At 72.2% G+C, this 16,148-nt stretch carries 14 protein-coding genes and 1 pseudogene; 6 read left to right on the top strand and 9 right to left on the bottom strand.

The window, feature by feature from the left end; genetic code table 11:
• Nucleotides 1-77: 77 nt before the first annotated feature.
• Both E1193_RS07650 and E1193_RS07645 read left to right on the top strand, forming a co-directional pair.
• Nucleotides 78-2,861, top strand: coding sequence for a DEAD/DEAH box helicase (locus E1193_RS07650; protein ID WP_132181605.1), 2,784 nt, complete (start codon nucleotides 78-80; stop codon nucleotides 2,859-2,861).
• A 162-nt stretch (nucleotides 2,862-3,023) separates the two neighbouring features.
• Entirely contained in the window at nucleotides 3,024-3,929 is a 906-nt protein-coding gene (locus E1193_RS07645) for an MHYT domain-containing protein (protein ID WP_132181603.1), read from the top strand.
• A 122-nt stretch (nucleotides 3,930-4,051) separates the two neighbouring features.
• On the opposite strand, the gene E1193_RS07640 is transcribed toward E1193_RS07645, so the two are convergent.
• The 6 genes from E1193_RS07640 to E1193_RS07615 all read right to left on the bottom strand — a co-directional run bounded on the left by E1193_RS07640 (nucleotide 4,052) and on the right by E1193_RS07615 (nucleotide 9,315).
• Entirely contained in the window at nucleotides 4,052-4,972 is a 921-nt protein-coding gene (locus E1193_RS07640) for a 5'-3' exonuclease (protein WP_132181601.1), read from the bottom strand.
• 67 nt (nucleotides 4,973-5,039) lie between these two features.
• On the bottom strand, nucleotides 5,040-5,258 hold the full coding sequence (locus tag E1193_RS07635; protein ID WP_132181599.1) for a hypothetical protein: 219 nt from the start codon (nucleotides 5,256-5,258) through the stop codon (nucleotides 5,040-5,042).
• Between the two features lie 309 nt (nucleotides 5,259-5,567).
• Entirely contained in the window at nucleotides 5,568-7,280 is a 1,713-nt protein-coding gene (locus E1193_RS07630) for a hypothetical protein (RefSeq protein ID WP_132181597.1), read from the bottom strand.
• Complete coding sequence (locus E1193_RS07625) at nucleotides 7,277-7,846, bottom strand: hypothetical protein (RefSeq protein WP_132181595.1); 570 nt, start codon at nucleotides 7,844-7,846, stop codon at nucleotides 7,277-7,279. The genes E1193_RS07630 and E1193_RS07625 overlap by 4 nt, the downstream gene beginning before the upstream one ends.
• Nucleotides 7,843-8,400 carry a sigma-70 family RNA polymerase sigma factor gene (locus E1193_RS07620; RefSeq protein ID WP_132181593.1) on the bottom strand — a complete coding sequence of 186 codons (558 nt, stop codon included), beginning with the start codon at nucleotides 8,398-8,400 and terminating at the stop codon, nucleotides 7,843-7,845. The genes E1193_RS07625 and E1193_RS07620 overlap by 4 nt, the downstream gene beginning before the upstream one ends.
• 87 nt (nucleotides 8,401-8,487) lie before the next feature.
• Complete coding sequence (locus E1193_RS07615) at nucleotides 8,488-9,315, bottom strand: DUF72 domain-containing protein (protein WP_207922619.1); 828 nt, start codon at nucleotides 9,313-9,315, stop codon at nucleotides 8,488-8,490.
• A 392-nt stretch (nucleotides 9,316-9,707) separates the two neighbouring features.
• On the opposite strand from E1193_RS07615, the gene E1193_RS07610 reads away from it, so the two are divergent.
• Both E1193_RS07610 and E1193_RS07605 read left to right on the top strand, forming a co-directional pair.
• Complete coding sequence (locus tag E1193_RS07610; protein ID WP_132181589.1) at nucleotides 9,708-10,850, top strand: acyl-CoA dehydrogenase family protein; 1,143 nt, start codon at nucleotides 9,708-9,710, stop codon at nucleotides 10,848-10,850.
• A 156-nt stretch (nucleotides 10,851-11,006) separates the two neighbouring features.
• Entirely contained in the window at nucleotides 11,007-11,486 is a 480-nt protein-coding gene (locus E1193_RS07605) for an Lrp/AsnC family transcriptional regulator (RefSeq protein ID WP_132181587.1), read from the top strand.
• A 7-nt stretch (nucleotides 11,487-11,493) separates the two neighbouring features.
• Here E1193_RS07605 and E1193_RS07600 read toward each other — a convergent pair whose 3' ends face one another.
• Entirely contained in the window at nucleotides 11,494-12,405 is a 912-nt protein-coding gene (locus E1193_RS07600) for a helix-turn-helix domain-containing GNAT family N-acetyltransferase (RefSeq protein ID WP_132181585.1), read from the bottom strand.
• Nucleotides 12,406-12,578: 173 nt separating this feature from the next.
• Nucleotides 12,579-13,145: a histidine phosphatase family protein gene (locus E1193_RS07595; RefSeq protein WP_132181583.1), complete on the bottom strand. Its 567-nt coding sequence runs from the start codon at nucleotides 13,143-13,145 to the stop codon at nucleotides 12,579-12,581.
• A 611-nt stretch (nucleotides 13,146-13,756) separates the two neighbouring features.
• On the opposite strand from E1193_RS07595, the gene E1193_RS07590 reads away from it, so the two are divergent.
• Nucleotides 13,757-13,942 (top strand): CsbD family protein, encoded by a 186-nt coding sequence (locus E1193_RS07590; protein ID WP_132181580.1) that lies wholly within the window; start codon nucleotides 13,757-13,759, stop codon nucleotides 13,940-13,942.
• Nucleotides 13,943-14,010: 68 nt separating this feature from the next.
• On the opposite strand, the gene E1193_RS07585 is transcribed toward E1193_RS07590, so the two are convergent.
• Complete coding sequence (locus E1193_RS07585) at nucleotides 14,011-15,417, bottom strand: lysine 2,3-aminomutase (protein WP_132181578.1); 1,407 nt, start codon at nucleotides 15,415-15,417, stop codon at nucleotides 14,011-14,013.
• Between the two features lie 143 nt (nucleotides 15,418-15,560).
• On the opposite strand from E1193_RS07585, the pseudogene E1193_RS07580 reads away from it, so the two are divergent.
• Nucleotides 15,561-16,148 (top strand): annotated as a pseudogene (locus tag E1193_RS07580) (zinc-binding alcohol dehydrogenase); the annotation flags it as partial.

The raw sequence follows: 16,148 nt of genomic DNA, 5'->3' as shown, positions 1-16,148 counted from the left end.
CCCTACCCACCCCCGCCGACTGTCCGGCCGGATGCCTTGGCGGGTGGCCGTCGGTCGTACGCACTAATCTTGGAGGCATGTCGAGCCCCGCCGAGCGGTACGCCGCGGCGCGCCGCCGGGCCGCGCAGGCCTCCCAGTTCCCGGCCCTGGAAGAGTTCGCCCTCGAGCTGGGGTTTGATCTCGACGACTTCCAGCGCGAGGCGTGCCAGTCCCTCGAACGTGGCAGCGGCGTGTTGGTCTGCGCGCCCACCGGCGCGGGCAAGACCGTGGTCGGTGAGTTCGCCGTGCACCTGGCCCTGCGCGGCACGCCCGGGTCGACCGACCCGGCCGGGGCCCGGCGTAAGTGCTTCTACACCACCCCGATCAAGGCGCTGTCCAACCAGAAATACCACGACCTGGTCGACCGCTACGGCGCCGAACAGGTCGGCCTGCTCACCGGCGACAACGCGATCAATGGCGACGCGCCCGTCGTGGTGATGACCACCGAGGTGCTGCGCAACATGCTCTACGCCGGTTCCAGCACGCTGGAGGGCCTGGCGTACGTGGTGATGGACGAGGTGCACTACCTCGCCGACCGGTTCCGCGGCGGGGTCTGGGAAGAAGTGATCATCCACCTGCCCGCCTCGGTCACCCTGGTCTCCCTGTCGGCCACCGTCTCCAACGCCGAGGAGTTCGCCGACTGGCTGGTCACCGTGCGCGGCGAGACCGCCGTGGTGGTCAGCGAGCACCGCCCGGTGCCGCTGTGGCAGCACATGCTGGTCGGCAAGCGGATGTTCGACCTGTTCCACGACGCCGACGCCGCCCGCAAGCACGACGTGCACCCCGAGCTGCTGCGCTACACCCGGGACACGATGCGCCGCCTGGAGCTGGGGGAGGGGCGCAGCGCCGGCCCGGGCGTCGGCCGGCGCGGCCCGCGCTGGCGCGGCCCGCTGCGTCCGGACATCGTCGACCGGCTCGACCGGGAGGGGCTGCTCCCGGCGATCCTGTTCATCTTCAGCCGGGCCGGCTGCGCCGCCGCCGTGCAGCAGTGCCTCGCCGCCGGGCTGCGGCTCACCTCCCCGGACGAGCGCGCCGAGATCCGCCGGGTGGTGGAGTCCCGGGTCACCGCCATCCCCGGCGAGGACCTGACCGTCCTCGGCTATTGGGAGTGGCTCGACGGGCTGGAGCGGGGGCTCGCCGCCCACCACGCGGGGATGCTGCCGGTGTTCAAGGAGGTCGTCGAGGAGCTCTTCGTCCGTGGCCTGGTCAAGGCGGTCTTCGCCACCGAGACCCTCGCCCTGGGCATCAACATGCCAGCCCGCTGCGTGGTGCTGGAACGTCTGGTGAAGTTCAACGGCGAGGCCCATGTCGACCTCACCCCTGGGGAGTACACGCAGCTCACCGGCCGCGCCGGTCGGCGCGGCATCGACGTGGAGGGGCACGCCGTCGTGGTCTGGTCCCCGGAGACGGACCCGCGGCACGTCGCGGGGCTGGCCTCCACCCGCACCTACCCGCTGCGCTCCAGCTTCCGGCCGTCGTACAACATGGCGGTCAACCTCGTCGGCTCGGTGGGCGCGGAGCCGGCCCGGGCGCTGTTGGAGTCGTCGTTCGCGCAGTTCCAGGCGGACCGGTCGGTGGTCGGCCTGGCTCGGCAGGTGCAGCGCAACACCGAGACCATCGAGGCGTACGGTGCGGAGGCCGCCTGCCACCACGGCGACTTCGACGAGTACTTCGCGTTGCGGGTCGCGATCGCCGACCGCGAGCGCGCCCTGGCCCGGCAGGGACAGGTCCAGCGCAAGGCGGCGGCGGTGGCCTCGCTGGAGCGGCTTCGGATCGGCGACGTGATCCGGGTGCCCACCGGGCGCCGGGCGGGGCTCGCAGTGGTGCTCGATCCGGCCACCGGTGGGTTCGGCGAGCCGCGTCCGCTGGTGCTCACCCAGGACCGCTGGGCGGGCCGGGTCAGTCCCGGCGACTTCACCACCCCGGCCGAGGTCCTGGCCCGGATCCGGGTGCCGAAGCACTTCAACCACCGCTCCCCGGCGGCCCGGCGGGACCTGGCCGCCGCGGTGAGCGGCACCGGGCTGGACCGGCACGGCGGTCGTCGCGGCGGCCGGTCCCGGCAGGACGCCGGTGAGGACCACCGGGTCAGCCAGCTCCGTACCGAGCTGCGCCGTCACCCCTGCCACGCCTGCCCGGAGCGGGAGGAGCACGCCCGCTGGGCCGAGCGGCGTCGCCGGCTGGAGAAGGACACCGAGGAGCTGCGACAGCGGGTTGCCGGCCGTACCGGTTCCCTGGCCCGTACCTTCGACCGGATCGTCGCGTTGCTCACCGCTCGCGGCTACCTCTCCGCCGACAGCGGCGTCACCGACGCCGGCCGGATGCTCGGCCGGATCTGGACCGAGGCGGACCTGCTGGTCGCCGAGTGCCTGCGTCGGGGTGTCTGGGATGGGCTCTCCCCGGCCGAGTTGGCGGCGGCCGTGTCCGTGGTGGTCTTCGAGGCTCGCCGGGACGTCGACGAGCGGGCGGGGTTGCCGCGCGGCCCGGTCGCCGACGCCGTCGACGAGACGCTCAAGCTGTGGAGTGAGATCGAGTCCGACGAGGCGCAGCGCGGACTGGCTGTCACCCGGGAGCCGGATCTCGGCTTCGCCTGGCCGATCTACCGCTGGGCGCGGGGCGAGGCGCTGGCCAAGGTGCTCGCCAGCGGCCACCAGATCGACGGCGAGATGCCTGCCGGCGACTTCGTCCGCTGGGCGCGGCAGGTGGTCGACCTGCTCGGTCAGCTCGCCGACTCCGGTGGCGCCTCTGCCGAGCTGCGTGCCACCGCACGGCAGGCGATCGCGGCCGTCAACCGTGGTGTGCTGGCCTACCACGCCTCCGCCTGATCATCACTTTCGGTCACCAACCGCCCGGGTTCGACGCTTCGTACGGTGACCGTGGCACCACCCCGCGGATTGCTCGGGGGGCGGTGTTGCACCCGCTGGGAACCTCGCCGATCATTGCTCGGGCGTTTCCTACGCGCCGGTAACTACTGGGGGGAAGACCGCGTGGCGGAGATCAATCACTTTGAGTACGGGTGGATCACACCCACGCTGAGTTACGCCCTGTCCGTGCTCGGCTCGTTCCTCGGCCTGATCTGCGCCAGCCGCATCCGGACCGCGGGGAGCGGTGGCCAGCGCTTGTGGTGGGGACTGCTGGCGGCTTGGGCGATCGGCGGCACCGCCATCTGGGCGATGCACTTCATGGCGATGCTCGGGTTCGCCGTCGACGGCACCCGCATCCGCTACGACGTGCCACTCACCGCCGCCAGCACGATCATCGCCGTGGTCGCGGTGGGCATCGGCCTGTCCATCGTCGGCACCGGCCGCCTCAACGCGGCCCGGCTGATCATCGGCGGTCTCTTCACCGGGCTGGGCGTGGCCGCCATGCACTACACCGGCATGGCCGCGATGCGGCTCCACGGCGACCTCAGCTACGACCCCCTCCGGGTCGGCCTCTCCGTGCTCATCGCCGTCGTCGCCGCCACGGTGGCGCTCTGGCTGGCGATGACCGTCCGCCGTGGCCTGGCGATCGCCGCCTCGGCGCTGGTGATGGGCGTCGCCGTCAACGGGATGCACTTCACCGGCATGAGCGCCCTGTCGGTGCACCTGCACGAGGAGCGCGGCGAGGTCACCGGCGCGGACGTCACCAGCCTGCTCATCCCGATCATCCTGGCGGTGATCTTCGGCGTGGTCGGCCTCATCTACGCGCTGCTCGCCGCGCCGACCGAGGACGACCGCGCCGCGCTGGCCTATCTCGACGCCCGGCACACGCCGCAGCAGCAGCCGGTGGCCGCGCCGGCGCCGCAGCCCACCCCGGACCCGGTCGGGCTGCGCGCCCGGCCCCGGACGACCCTCGGCCAGCCGGGCACCCCGTTCCCGTTCCGCCGCCGCGACGACGCCGGGCCTCGCTGACGCTGCCCGTACGTTCGCCGGTCGCCGCAAAACGGTGGTATCCCGGCACCGGGATACCACCGTCCGCCGCACACGTTGTCGGTCCGGCCGCGTCGTCGGTCCGGCCACGCCCTTTGGTCGGGTCAGTCGTTTGCGGCGAGAGCGTCGACCAGGCGACGGCAGGAGCCCGCCAGGTTCCACCGCTGGGCCAGTTCCAGCAGCCGCTCCGGCTCGGCGGGCGCCGTCGGCAGCGCGGTGGCCAACTTCGGCAGCGGGATGTCGGTGGCGACCCGGACCACCTTCGGCGCGACCGCGAGGTAGTCGCGGGCGGAGTCGAGCTTGGTGCGCAGCCCCGGCGCGAAACCGGAGCCCGGCTCGTCGAGCGCGGTGAGGATGCCGTCCAGGCCGCCGTAGCGTTCGATCAGCCGGGCAGCCGTCTTCTCACCCACCCCCGGCACACCGGGCAGCCCGTCGCTGGGGTCACCCCGCAGGGCGGCGAAGTCGGCGTACCGGTTGGCCGGGACGCCGTAACGGACGCGGACCGCCGCTTCGTCGCAGGCCTCCAGTTTTGCCACGCCCCGGCCTACGTAGAGCAACCGGACCGGCCGGGCGTCGTCGACCAACTGGAACAGGTCCCGGTCGCCGGAGACCACCTCCACCGGGGCGGACTCGGTCACCGCAAGCGTGCCCAGCACGTCGTCGGCCTCGTACCCGGTGGCCCCGACGGCGCAGATGCCGATCGCCGCCAGCACGTCGAGGATCACCGGCACCTGCGGGGAGAGGGTGTCGGGCACCACCTCGCCGCCCTCCGGGGCGACCCGGTGGGCCTTGTACGACGGCAGCAGCTCCACCCGCCACGCCGGCCGCCAGTCATGGTCCAGCGCGCAGACCATCCGGCCCGGCCGGCGGGTACGCACCAGCTGGGCCAGCATGTCGAGGAAGCCGCGGACGGCGTTGACGGGCTGGCCGTGCGTGGTCTTCGCCGCCGACTCGGGGACGCCGAAGTAGGCCCGGAAGTAGAGACTGGGAGCGTCGATCAGCAGGATCGGGGATAGCTGTGCCACGCCGACAGCCTGGCACAGCGGTGCGACGACGTGGGGGACGCGCGTCGGCGTGATCCACAGCAACCCGTCAACCGTGCTCCTCGTCGGCGTAGAGCGTTTCGCGGCGGGCGACGCGCTGCACCGCGTAGCTGGTCACCAGCAGCGCGATGGCCAGCGCCACCTCCAGGCCGGCGATGGGACCGTCGGCGACGGTGAACCCCAGGACCAGCAGCACCAGCCCGACCAGGGCGAGGATGCCGGCCCACAGCAGCCGTCGTCGGCGTGCCGCTGCCCGGTCCTGTGCCACCGTGTCCGCCCTTCGTCGCCCTGGCGCCAGGCTATCGGCGCGGGCCGGTCGGCGGGCCGACAACGGGCCGGCCGCCCGGTTACCAGCGCAACGGCAGGGTGGCCAGCTGGCCGGCCGCGCCCAGACGTGTCGACGTCGACGCCGAGCAGCGACCGCTGGTGGAACGCGCGGGAGCTGGTCCCGGGGTGTGGCCGCCGGCCCCGCCGATGCTCGGGCCGGCGGGCGTCACCGCGGACGTTCCGGTCGGGCCGCTCGGCGATCCACCCCGGTGCGGCACGCCGGGGTGGATCGCCGAGCGGCATCAGCAGGTCAGCCGACCGTGTAGGCGTCGTCCACCTGCTGGGTCACCGTCCGCCCGAACGGGTCGGTAGCGGTGAACCTCAGTGACACGCCGCCGCGCACCGGGTTGGTGACCAGCGCACGCCATCCGTCACCGTTCGGTGTCAGCGGAATATTCCGCCAGGTGTCACCGCCGTCGGTGGAGGCGGACAGGGTCGCGGTCGGCGCCGGTGGATCCGTCGCCACGGTGAACCCGAAGGGTCTCCCGGCCGGTGCCCGGTTGCGGTCGTCGAGCTTCATGTCGTAGCGGACTCCGGTCAGCGGCAGCGGGCCCGTGCTGGTGGCGGACCGGAACGTCCACGTCGTTCGGGTCCGGGTGCTCAGAACCGACCAGGGGACCTTACGCGTCGCCGTGGCGGTCAGCAGGAAGTCGCGCGCATTTGGCGGCACCACGCAGGTCAGCGGCTCGACCGTGTCGGTCACGCACGGGGTCATGCCCGTGGCGGTCAGCGTCAGCCCGCCCGTCACGCCCGGGTAGGGGCCGCCGAAGTCGACGCGCCGGCGGTGCGTGTCGGAGTAGAGCGGCAGCCGTACGGTCACCACGTCACCGTCCCGCGTCGCCAGCGGCTCACCGGCGGGGCCGGACACCGCTGGGGTCAGCGGCGCGGCGTTCCAGATCTCCTGGAACGTCCCGGCGCGCTGGTATGCGCGCGGTGCGCCCGTCTGCCCGTCCAGTTCTGTGAACGTGCAGTCCGCGGCCTGGGCGAACTGGGTGTACCAGGAGACCTCCGGATCGGGCAGGTAGTACTCCGTGCGCCGGGTCGGCAACGCGAAGTTGGTGCCGAACGCCACGGTGGCCGGGCCGTTGCGGAAGATCGGCCCGATGTACGTGCCGCCGCACGCACCAACGCCCTGCGCCGCGTACGTGGTGCGTACGGCGGCCAGGTCACCGGCGCGGACGCGGAGGTCGAGCCGGTCCGGGACCCGTCCCGCCGTGCGGTGTACCAGGTTGTAGACGTCGGCGGCGCTGCGCCACACGGTGTACACGTACGAGGTGGTGTCGGCCCGCTGCGGAGTCGGGGTCACGAAGAAGGGGCGGTCGTCGAGGTTGACATCGCCGAACTCGTGCCGGACGAACCGGCCGTTGGACGCCCGCTGCAGGACGGTGACGCTGGCGCTGACGGGCACCGCTCGCGCGTGGTCGAGGCGTACGGTGACCCGTTTGGCCGGGCGCGCGTCGAGGACCACCTCCGTCGGCCCCGCCACGGTGATCTCCGGTTGGACGGCCATGGTCCGCGATGGGGAGCCGTCCGGGGCTTCCGGCGTCAGGATCGTCGCCCGGACCGCGTACCGTCCAGCCGGTAGCTCGACCACGCTGTCCGGGCCGAGCTGCCCGAACGCGACCTGGCGTGCGGTGTCCAGGTCGTAGACGCCGTACCCGGACTGCCCGTCGACAGCCGGCCGGCCGGCGCGGTTCACGCCGCGCAACGACACCGCCCAGGTCTGGGGGCTCGGATCCGGCTCCGCCGACGTAGCAAGGTCGGCCGTTCTCCGATCGTTCGGGTCGGTCTCGAGGCGGCGGATGCCGGCGAAGGGTGGTGCCGGGCGGGTGGCGACGGAGCCCACGCCGGTCGAGTCGGCCGGCCGGTCGCCCGAGATGCGTTCGGCGGCGGACACGACGGCGGCGCCGGGCGCCACCAGTACCGCGACGGTCAGCAGCCCGAGCCGCGACACGCGCCTCACTCGCCACCACCCGGGGCCGGGCGAGTGGGGATGTTCGTGTTGGCCGGTGCCGGGGTGAGGTTCGCCGGGGCGACGAACATCCCCACCGTCGCGCACGCCTGCGCGGCGGTGCCGATCCCGTCACCCGGGATCACGATCACCCCGCCGCCGCTGCCGTCCTTCATGAAGACGCAGGAGTAGAGCGTCTCCGGCGCCGCGCCGGTACGGCTGATCCAGTCCTGGCGGCAGGTGTCCACCGGGTCGTCGCCGGCCCGCCAGGCCCGGATCGAGAGGTCGGCGTCCTTGGTGCGTTCGGCGGCGCAGGCGATCGAGTTGCCGGGAACCTTCCAGTCCGGTGGCGGTTCCGGGGCGAGAGCGAGCACCGCCGCCCCGGCGAGCCCGGTCACCCCGGCCAGGCCGACGACGGCCACCAGCGCGGGCCGTGCCCACCGGGAGCGCGGCGCCCCGGTACGCGGGGACGCGGGATCCGCCAGGACACCGCGAAGCACTCGCTCTGCCTGCGGCCCTTCCGACCAGCTCGGGTGCCGGGCAGGGCGAGCAGCCTTGATCATCTCGTCGATGTTCATCGTGCTCCTTCTCGTGCGGGCGTCGGGTAGGCGCCGTCGGGGAGTTCGGCGGGTCGGTCCGGGGACATCCGGTGGAACGCCGCCCGGAAGCGCTTCCGCGCGCGATGCAGCCGTACCGCGTACGTCGGCCGGGACACTCCGAGGGCCTTGGCCGCCTCCACCGGGCTCAGGTCGAACCAGGAGGCGATGACCAGCGCCTCACGGTCGGCGTCGCTCAGCAGGTCGAGCACCTGGCGTACCCGGTCGGTCAGCGCCACCTGCTCGGCCATCCCGTCGGCGGGGGCACGGTCGTGCAGCGCGGTCAACCGATGGGTCAGCGCCGACCGGGCCGCGCCCTGCCGGCGCCGGGAGAGAACCACTCTGCGCGCCGTCCCGAACAGCCAGGCGCGCTCCTCACCCGGCCGTAGGGAGGCCAGCGACCGCCACGCCGCCAGGAAGACCTCACCCACCACGTCGCCGGCCTCGTCGTCGCCGACCCGCCACCGGGCGTACGCATGGACATCGTCCGCGTGTTGACCGAACAGGTCGGTCATCCGTCCTTCAGGGCTCTGCATCGCACCTCCACAACTCGGTTCGTCGGGAGTACTTGTCGGCGCGAGGCGCCGGCATTACCGGTCGGGACCGGTCGTGGGGGAAGCGCGTCAGAAAAGGGTCGCCGGCTCGACCGGCACCGGTTGTGGCAGGACCTCGAGGCTCGGTACGCGCGCCCGCACGTCGTCGTGGAAGCGGCGGGCGAGCAGGGGCGCGTCGGCGTTGTCCGGGGTGTGGACGAACATGGTCGGGGAGCGACCCTCGCGCAGCCAACCGACGACGACGTCGATCCAGTGCTGCCAGCCCTCGACCGTTCGGCCGTGGTCGTCCCGGCCGAGGTAGCGCACGATCGGCCGGTCGGTCAGCGCGCGTGACCGCAGCGGCAGCCGCGGTTTCCTGGTCCAGGCGTCCCGTTCGGCGTCGCTGGTCGGCGGGCTGGCGAAGAAGGCGGTGGTGTCGAAGGGGATCCATTCGGCCTGCGCGTCGGTGAGCACGCCTTCGATCTGTCGCGTCGCGCGGGGGTCGGTGAAGAACGCCGGATGACGGACCTCCACGGCGTACCGGTGGGAGGTGGGGAGCCGGCGCAGGAAACGGGCCAGCGTGGGGACGTCGGCGGGGCCGAACGAGCCCGGCAGCTGGATCCAGAGGGCGTGCGTCCGTGGCCCGAGTGGCTCGATCGCGTCCAGGAAGGCGCGTAGCGGTTCGTCGACGTCGGCGAGCCGGCGTTCGTGGGTGACCAGCTTGGGCAGCTTGGGGAGGAACCGGAAGCCGGGGTCGGTCTGCTGCGCCCACGACGCCACGGCGTCCCTGCTGGGGGTCGCGTAGAAGGTGGTGTTCCCCTCGACCGCGGTGCACCAGCGGGCGTAGTGGCGCAGGCGCTCGGTGGGCGGCAGTGGGTGCGCCAGCAGTCGGCCCTGCCACGATCGGTGGGTCCACATCGCGCACCCAACGTGAAGACGCATACCCGATCCTTCCCACCCGCGCCGTGCTGGCGGCGACCGGGCAAAGCCAGGTCCCTGACCGCACCGGACACCGTATCCGGGCGGGCAACGGGCGAACCGGCCGGTCGGTTCCGCCCTCTACCAAACGACCGTTAAGCTAGCGGGGTGGGATCCGACCAGCCGCACCCGTACGCCCGGCCAGCCGCCGAGGCGCCTCCGGCCGCCGGGGGTGTGGATCGTCGACCACCCCGGCGGCGACGGACCGTACCCACGGTCGTGGCCCCGTCGGTCCGGGCGACACGGCGTCCGGACCGAGGAGACCGTCGTCTGCCATGCGGACGGCGTCCAGCGGCTCACCACCACCACCCCCTGACGGAGCTCACCGCGCCATGACCATCGACCGGCTCCTCCCCACCGACGAGGCCCACGACCTGCTCGACCTCGCCACCGACCTCGCCGACCGCGAACTCGCCCCGCGGGCCGCCGACTTCGAGGCGCGCGCCGAGTTCCCCCGCGAGGTGCTGCGTACCCTCGGCCGGGCCGGGCTGCTCGGCCTGCCGTACGCCGAGGAGCACGGCGGCGCCGCCCAGCCGTACGAGGTGTACCTCCAGGTGCTGGAGATCCTGGCGAGCCGGTGGCTCGCCGTGGCCGAGGCGGTCAGCGTGCACACCCTGTCCTGCCACCCCGTGGCCCAGTTCGGCAGCGACGCCCAGCGCGAGCTGCTGCCCGACATGCTCGGCGGGGAGCTGCTCGGCGCGTACTGCCTGTCCGAGCCACAGGGTGGCTCGGACGCCGCCGCGTTGACCACCAGGGCTGCACGCGACGGTGACTCGTACGTCGTGACCGGCACCAAGTCGTGGATCACCCACGCCGGAACCGCCGACTTCTACAACATCTTCTGCCGTACCGGCGGGCCCGGCCCGAAGGGCATCTCCTGTCTGCTCGCCGACCGGGGCACCCCCGGGATCCTGCCGCAGGCCGCCGAGCGGACCATGGGCCTGCACGCCTCCCCGGTGGCGCAGATCGCCTTCGACGACGCCCGGGTGCCGGCCGACCGGCTGGTCGGCGGCGAGGGGATGGGCTTCACCATCGCCATGTCGGCGCTGGACTCCGGCCGGCTCGGCATCGCCGCCTGTGCGGTGGGCCTGACCCAGGCGGCGCTGGACTACGCCGTCGGCTACGCCAGGGAACGCCAACAGTTCGGCCGGCCCATCGTCGACTTTCAGGGGCTCGGGTTCAACCTCGCCGACCACGCCACGCAGCTCTCCGCCGCGCGGGCGTTGACGCTCGCCGCGGCCCGGCTACGCGACGCCGGCCGGCCGTACTCCATCGAAGCGGCGAAGGCGAAGCTCTTCGCCACCGACGTGGCGATGCGGGTGACCACCGACGCGGTGCAGGTGCTCGGCGGCGCCGGATACGTCACCGACCACCCGGTCGAGCGGTACATGCGGGAGGCGAAGGTGCTGCAGATCGTCGAGGGCACCAACCAGATCCAGCGGTTGGTCATCTCGCGGGCCCTGGCGAAGGGCTGACCTGCCCCGGCGGCCGTCGCGACCCCGCCGGCCCTCGACATGGACGGAGGAGGGCAACCCCGGCACCACAACCTTCGGTGATCGCGCGCTGCGCCGACCGTCACCTCCGGCGGGGCCGGCACGCGTGGGGCCACCGCACGCGGTAGGTTGCACGCCGTGGAGGAGATCGACCGTGCCATCGTCGCCGCGCTGACCGCTGACGGCCGGCTGTCGTACACCGACCTGGCCGAGAGGGTGGGGCTGTCGGTCTCCGCCGTGCACCAGCGGGTCCGCCGGCTGGAGCAGCGCGGCGTGATCCACGGGTACGCCGCGAAGGTCTCCTTCGAGGCGTTGGACCTGCCACTGACGGCGTTCGTGGCGATCCGGCCGTTCGACCCGTCGCAGCCCGACGACGCCCCGGAGCGGCTGGCCCACCTGCCGGAGATCGACTCCTGCTACTCGGTGGCGGGGGAGGACTTCTACCTGCTGCTGGTGCGGGTGGCCGGTCCGGCGGACCTGGAGCGGGTGCTCCAGGAGATCCGCACCGCCGCGAACGTCACGACCCGCACGACGGTGGTGCTCTCCACCCCGTACGAGGGGCGTCCGCCGAAGATCCCGCTGGGGGAGTCGGGGCGCCGCGCGCGCGACGCCGGCTAGCGGCTTGTCACGCCGCCTCGGTCGGGTACGACGGTGCGGTGACCCGTTTCTCGAACCAGTGGTGGGCGTACGGCTCGTTGTTGAAGGCGGGGACCTCCTGGAAGCCGAAGGAGTGGTAGAGGTTGATCGCGGAGGTTAGCGCCTTGTTGGTGTCCAGGCGCAACGTGTCACAGCCGTTCCGGGCGGCCCGGGTCTCCAGTTCGGTCAGGAGCCGGCGGCCGAGGCCGAGTCTGCGGGCCTGGGGGGCGACCCACATCCGCTTGATCTCTGCCGGCGCCCCGGGCGGCAGCTTCACGCCGGCGCAACCGATGGGTTCGCCATGCAGCCGGGCGACCAGAAACAGGCCGCGAGTCGGCCGGAGCTCGCCCGCGTCGGGCAGCAGGCTGCGCGCGGGATCGAAGCCGGTCTCGAAGAGCTGCCGAAGCTCAGCGAAGTAGGACAACAGGCAGTGCCGGGCGTCGGGGTGGTCGGGGTCGACGACGGCCAGAGTGACCGTCGCGGCGGTCAGCAACCGGTCGACCTCGGCCATGGCCGCGACCAGCCGGGCGCGTTGTGGGGTATTGAGTGGCTCGAGGAGGGAACTGGCCAGTTCGTTACTGCGGCCATCAAGCAGGGCGCGCTCCGTTCGGCCTTTCTCGGTGAGCCGGACGGTGCGTACACGCCTGTCCCGCAGTTGCGGCTCCACTGTCGCCAGGCCGTCGGTTTCCAGGGAACGCAGCAGCCGACTGACGTACCCGGAATCGAGTCCGAGCCGTTCACGCAGGAGCCGCACGTCCAAGCCGGCCTCGCCGATCTCCCAGAGCAGCCGGGCCTCGCCGATCGGCCGGTCGCGGCCCAGGTAGCGGTCGTGGAGCACGCCCACGCGTTCGGTGACGGTGCGGTTGAACCGCCGCACCTGGTCAATCTGCGCCGCATCCATCCTCTGACTTTAGTCAGAGAACCTTGGGTGAGGCCAGAGGCTGGGCGCCGGGGCAGGCCGGGGCAGGCCGCTCACCGCCCCCCGCGACGCTGGGCAGGTGCAGTGGGCGGGCCGCCAGCGCGCGCCGCGATTGCCCCGGCCAAGGCTGCGTGACAGGCCGGTAGGGTAGCTGCTCAGCCACCGTTCCAGCGCAGGATGACCGGCCGGCCGTGCTCGTATCCGAGGACGGAGACGGTGGCGGTGTCCAGCCGTAGTTTTCCGCCGCCGGAGGGCGGCAGGCCGATCCAGCGGGCGCCGACGACGCGCAGGCAGTGGGCGTGCCCGACGAGCGCGACGCTACCCCGGTCCAGCAGGGGCGTGACCCGGGCGAGCAGCCGGTCGACCCGCTGGCCGACCTGCGTGGGGGACTCGCCGCCCGGGCAGCCGTCGGTCCAGAGGTTCCAGTCCGGGTGGTCGGCGTGGTTGTCGGCGGTGGTGCGTCCCTCGTACTCGCCGTAGTTCCACTCGACGAGGTCGTCGTCGGTCCGGTCGACCATGAGCCCGGCGAGTTGCGCGGTGCGCACGGCCCGCCGGCGCGGGCTGGTCAGCACCCGGGCGAAGCGCCGGCCGACGAGCACGCCGCCGAGCGCGTGGGCCTGGCGCTCGCCGTCGGGGGTCAGCTCCAGGTCGGTGTACGAGGTGTGTCGGCGGTTGGCGCTCCAGGTGGTCTCACCGTGCCGGACCAGGAGGATCTCGCTCATCCCCCCAGTCAATCAGTTCGTCGCCGTCCCGGCTCGGCAGCCACCAACCCACCTATTGTCCTAGGAAGCCGTACGGGACGTGAACCCGGACGTGGCGGAGAAACCGATCGCCCGGTGGCGGGTGAGCGGCGGCGAGTACCCGTCGACGCTGCGCCGAGACCACCTCGGCCCCTCAGGGCGTCCGCCGACGCGCCGGTGCCGGCAATCCGAACGGTCGCGTGGTTCGCCGAGTTCGCCGGTCGGGCCTTCCATCGCCGTTTCACGACAGTTCCTGGCACGGCTCGCCCGCCCCGCCACGGGTGGTGTGCGTGGGGAACTGGCCGCATGGTCGTGTGACGCGATCGGGTGGCTTACGGAGGTCGTCGCCGACTGCACGGCCCGGCTCGCGTGCGTTCGCCGCTGCTACTTACCGTCACTTGAGGTCGTTTTGATGGACTGACCGCTTCGCGCTGCGCAGGTTCCAACCTATCGTCCTAGGACGCGATACAGCACGTGGCCCTGCCCTCAGACGCCAGGCGACAACGCCGTTTCGACCACGCCTGATCGGGCACGCGACAGGAGAACGGGGTCAGAGGTCCCGTGGACGGCCGGCAGCAACGGCAGGAGGCGACATGAGGGTCACCGACAGGGCGAAGAGCAAGGCAGAGGAGCTGGCCGGCGTGGCAAGGGAGCGGATCGGCGACGTCACCGACAACGAGCGGTTGCGTGCCGAGGGCGCTCAACAGCAGAGTGCCGCCCGCGCCGGGCAGGCCGGGAAGCAGGAGGGCGGCGAGGACGTTCGGGACGCGACGCGCTGACCGGACACGCCGCCGGATGTGCCGAGGCCCCGTCACCACGCCGGTGACGGGGCCTCGGCCTGCGTTGGTCAGTCGTCGCGGTGGATGTCCCACCAGGTCTGCCCGGACTCGGGCAGGGTGTCGATCGGGTCGTAGTAGGCGTAGCGCTTGTTCAGCGCCTCCAGGTCCGCCGACTCGATGGAGGTGCGGTAGTTCTTGGTCCAGTACGAGATGCCGTGCTCCCGGTCGTACTCGGTGAGCATGTGCACCCAGCGCTTGCCGACGAAGGGGACGTCGCAGACGATCCGCGGGGTGGCGTAGCCGGGCAGGTAGCCCATGATGTCGTGCTGGAGTTGCTGGGCGTGCCAGACGGGGACGCGCCAGTGCTCGGCATTGGGGATCATGTCGCACAGGTAGAAGTAGTACGGCAGAATGCCGGCCTCGCCCTGGAGGGCGAAGCAGAGGTCGAGCAGGTCGGAGGCGGTGGCGTTGACGCCGCGCATGAGCACGCCCTGGTTGCGGACGTCGCGGACGCCGACGTCGAGGGCGGTCTGGGCGGCCTTGGCGACCAGTGGGGTGAGCGACTGGGCGTGGTTGACGTGGGTGTGGATGGCGAGGTTCACGCCGCGGCGGGCGGCGGTGCGGGCGACGCGTTCCAGGCCCTCGACGACGTCGGGCTGGAGCCAGTGCTGGGGCAGGCCCATGAGGGCCTTGGTGGCGAGGCGGATGTCGCGGATGGTTTCGATCTCGAGCAGCCGCATCAGGTAGGACTCGAGGTTACGCCAGGGGACGTTGGCGACGTCGCCGCCGGAGACGACCACGTCGCGGACGCCGGGGTGGGCCTTGAGGTAGCTGATGTGGGCGTCGTAGCGGTCGACGGGCTTGAGGGTGAGTTTGAGCTTGTCGACGGCGGGGGTGGAGTTGCCGACCAGGTCCATCCGGGTGCAGTGCCCGCAGTACTGCGGGCAGGTCGAGAGCAGTTCGGCGAGGACCTTGGTGGGGTAGCGGTGGGTGAGGCCTTCGGCGACCCACATGTCGTGTTCGTGGAGTGAGTCGCGGCTGGCGTACGGGTGGGACGGCCAGTCGGTGCGCCGGTCGGAGGCGACGGGGATCATGTAGCGCCGAATGGGGTCGGCGAGGAACGCCTCGGTGGTCACGGGGTCGACCGGGACCATGGTGTTGAGCATCTGCGGCGGGACCAGCATGGACATGGTGGCCAGGGCCTTCTGGTCGGCTTGCAGGTCGGCGTAGAAAGTCTCGTCGACGAGGTCACCGAGGATGCCGCGCAGCTGCTTGATGTTCTTGACGCAGTTGACGCGCTGCCACTGGGCGTTCTCCCACTGCTCGCGGGTGATGTGGCGCCAGCCGGGGAAGCGGGTCCAGTCGGGTTCGACCAGGGGGCTGCGGCGGTATTCGTACGGCTGCCCGGCGGTCGGTGCGGCGACCGGGGCGTGACGGGGTTGAGGGATGGTCTCAACCGGTTGGGTCTGGGTCACGGCCCCTCCTCGGTGCGTGGGTGCGGATGATCAGCGGCCCGTAGGCTACTGGAAAATATCCGGCGAAGAAATTAGTCTGCCGTAAGTTTTCCCGCGATGCGAGCCCTGGCCGGGGCTTCGAGCGGCTGACAGGGGAGGTCGGCGTGACGTCACCGGTGGGTCTGCACCGCGTTGTGGAACCGGCGGGGGTACTGCCGCAGGCGGCGTGGCGGTTGGACACCGACCTGCGGATCGCCCCGAACGAGGTGCGCATCCGGGTGGAGCGGCTGAACCTGGACGCGGCGAGCTTCCGGCAGTTGTCGGAGAAACACGGCGGCGACGGGGAGAAGGTCCGCGCCGAGGTGCTGAAGATCATCTCGACTCGGGGCAAGATGCAGAACCCGGTGACGGGCTCCGGCGGGATGTTGATCGGCACGGTGGATGAGGTCGGCCGGCGGTCTCCGCTGGGGCTGGCCGTCGGCGACCGGGTGGCGACGCTGGTGTCGCTGACGTTGACGCCGCTGCGGATCCTCGACGGATTGACGCGCTGGGACGGGCGCAGCGAGCAGGTGCCGTGCGACGGGTACGCGGTGCTGTTCGCGCGGTCGATCGCGGCGGTGCTGCCGGCTGACCTGCCTGCGGAGTTGGCGCTGGCGGTGCTGGACGTGTGTGGGGCGCCGGCGTTGACCGCGCGGGTGGTTGCCGAGCAGGTGGCGCGGGGGGAGCGGGCCGGTGGCGGTGCGGGGCCGGTG

The sequence above is a fragment of the Micromonospora sp. KC606 genome (assembly GCF_004348675.1).
Taxonomy (GTDB): Bacteria; Actinomycetota; Actinomycetes; order Mycobacteriales; family Micromonosporaceae; genus Micromonospora.
The sequence above is the reverse complement of the archived record's forward strand: the minus strand, read 5'-3'. Positions and strand labels throughout refer to the sequence as shown.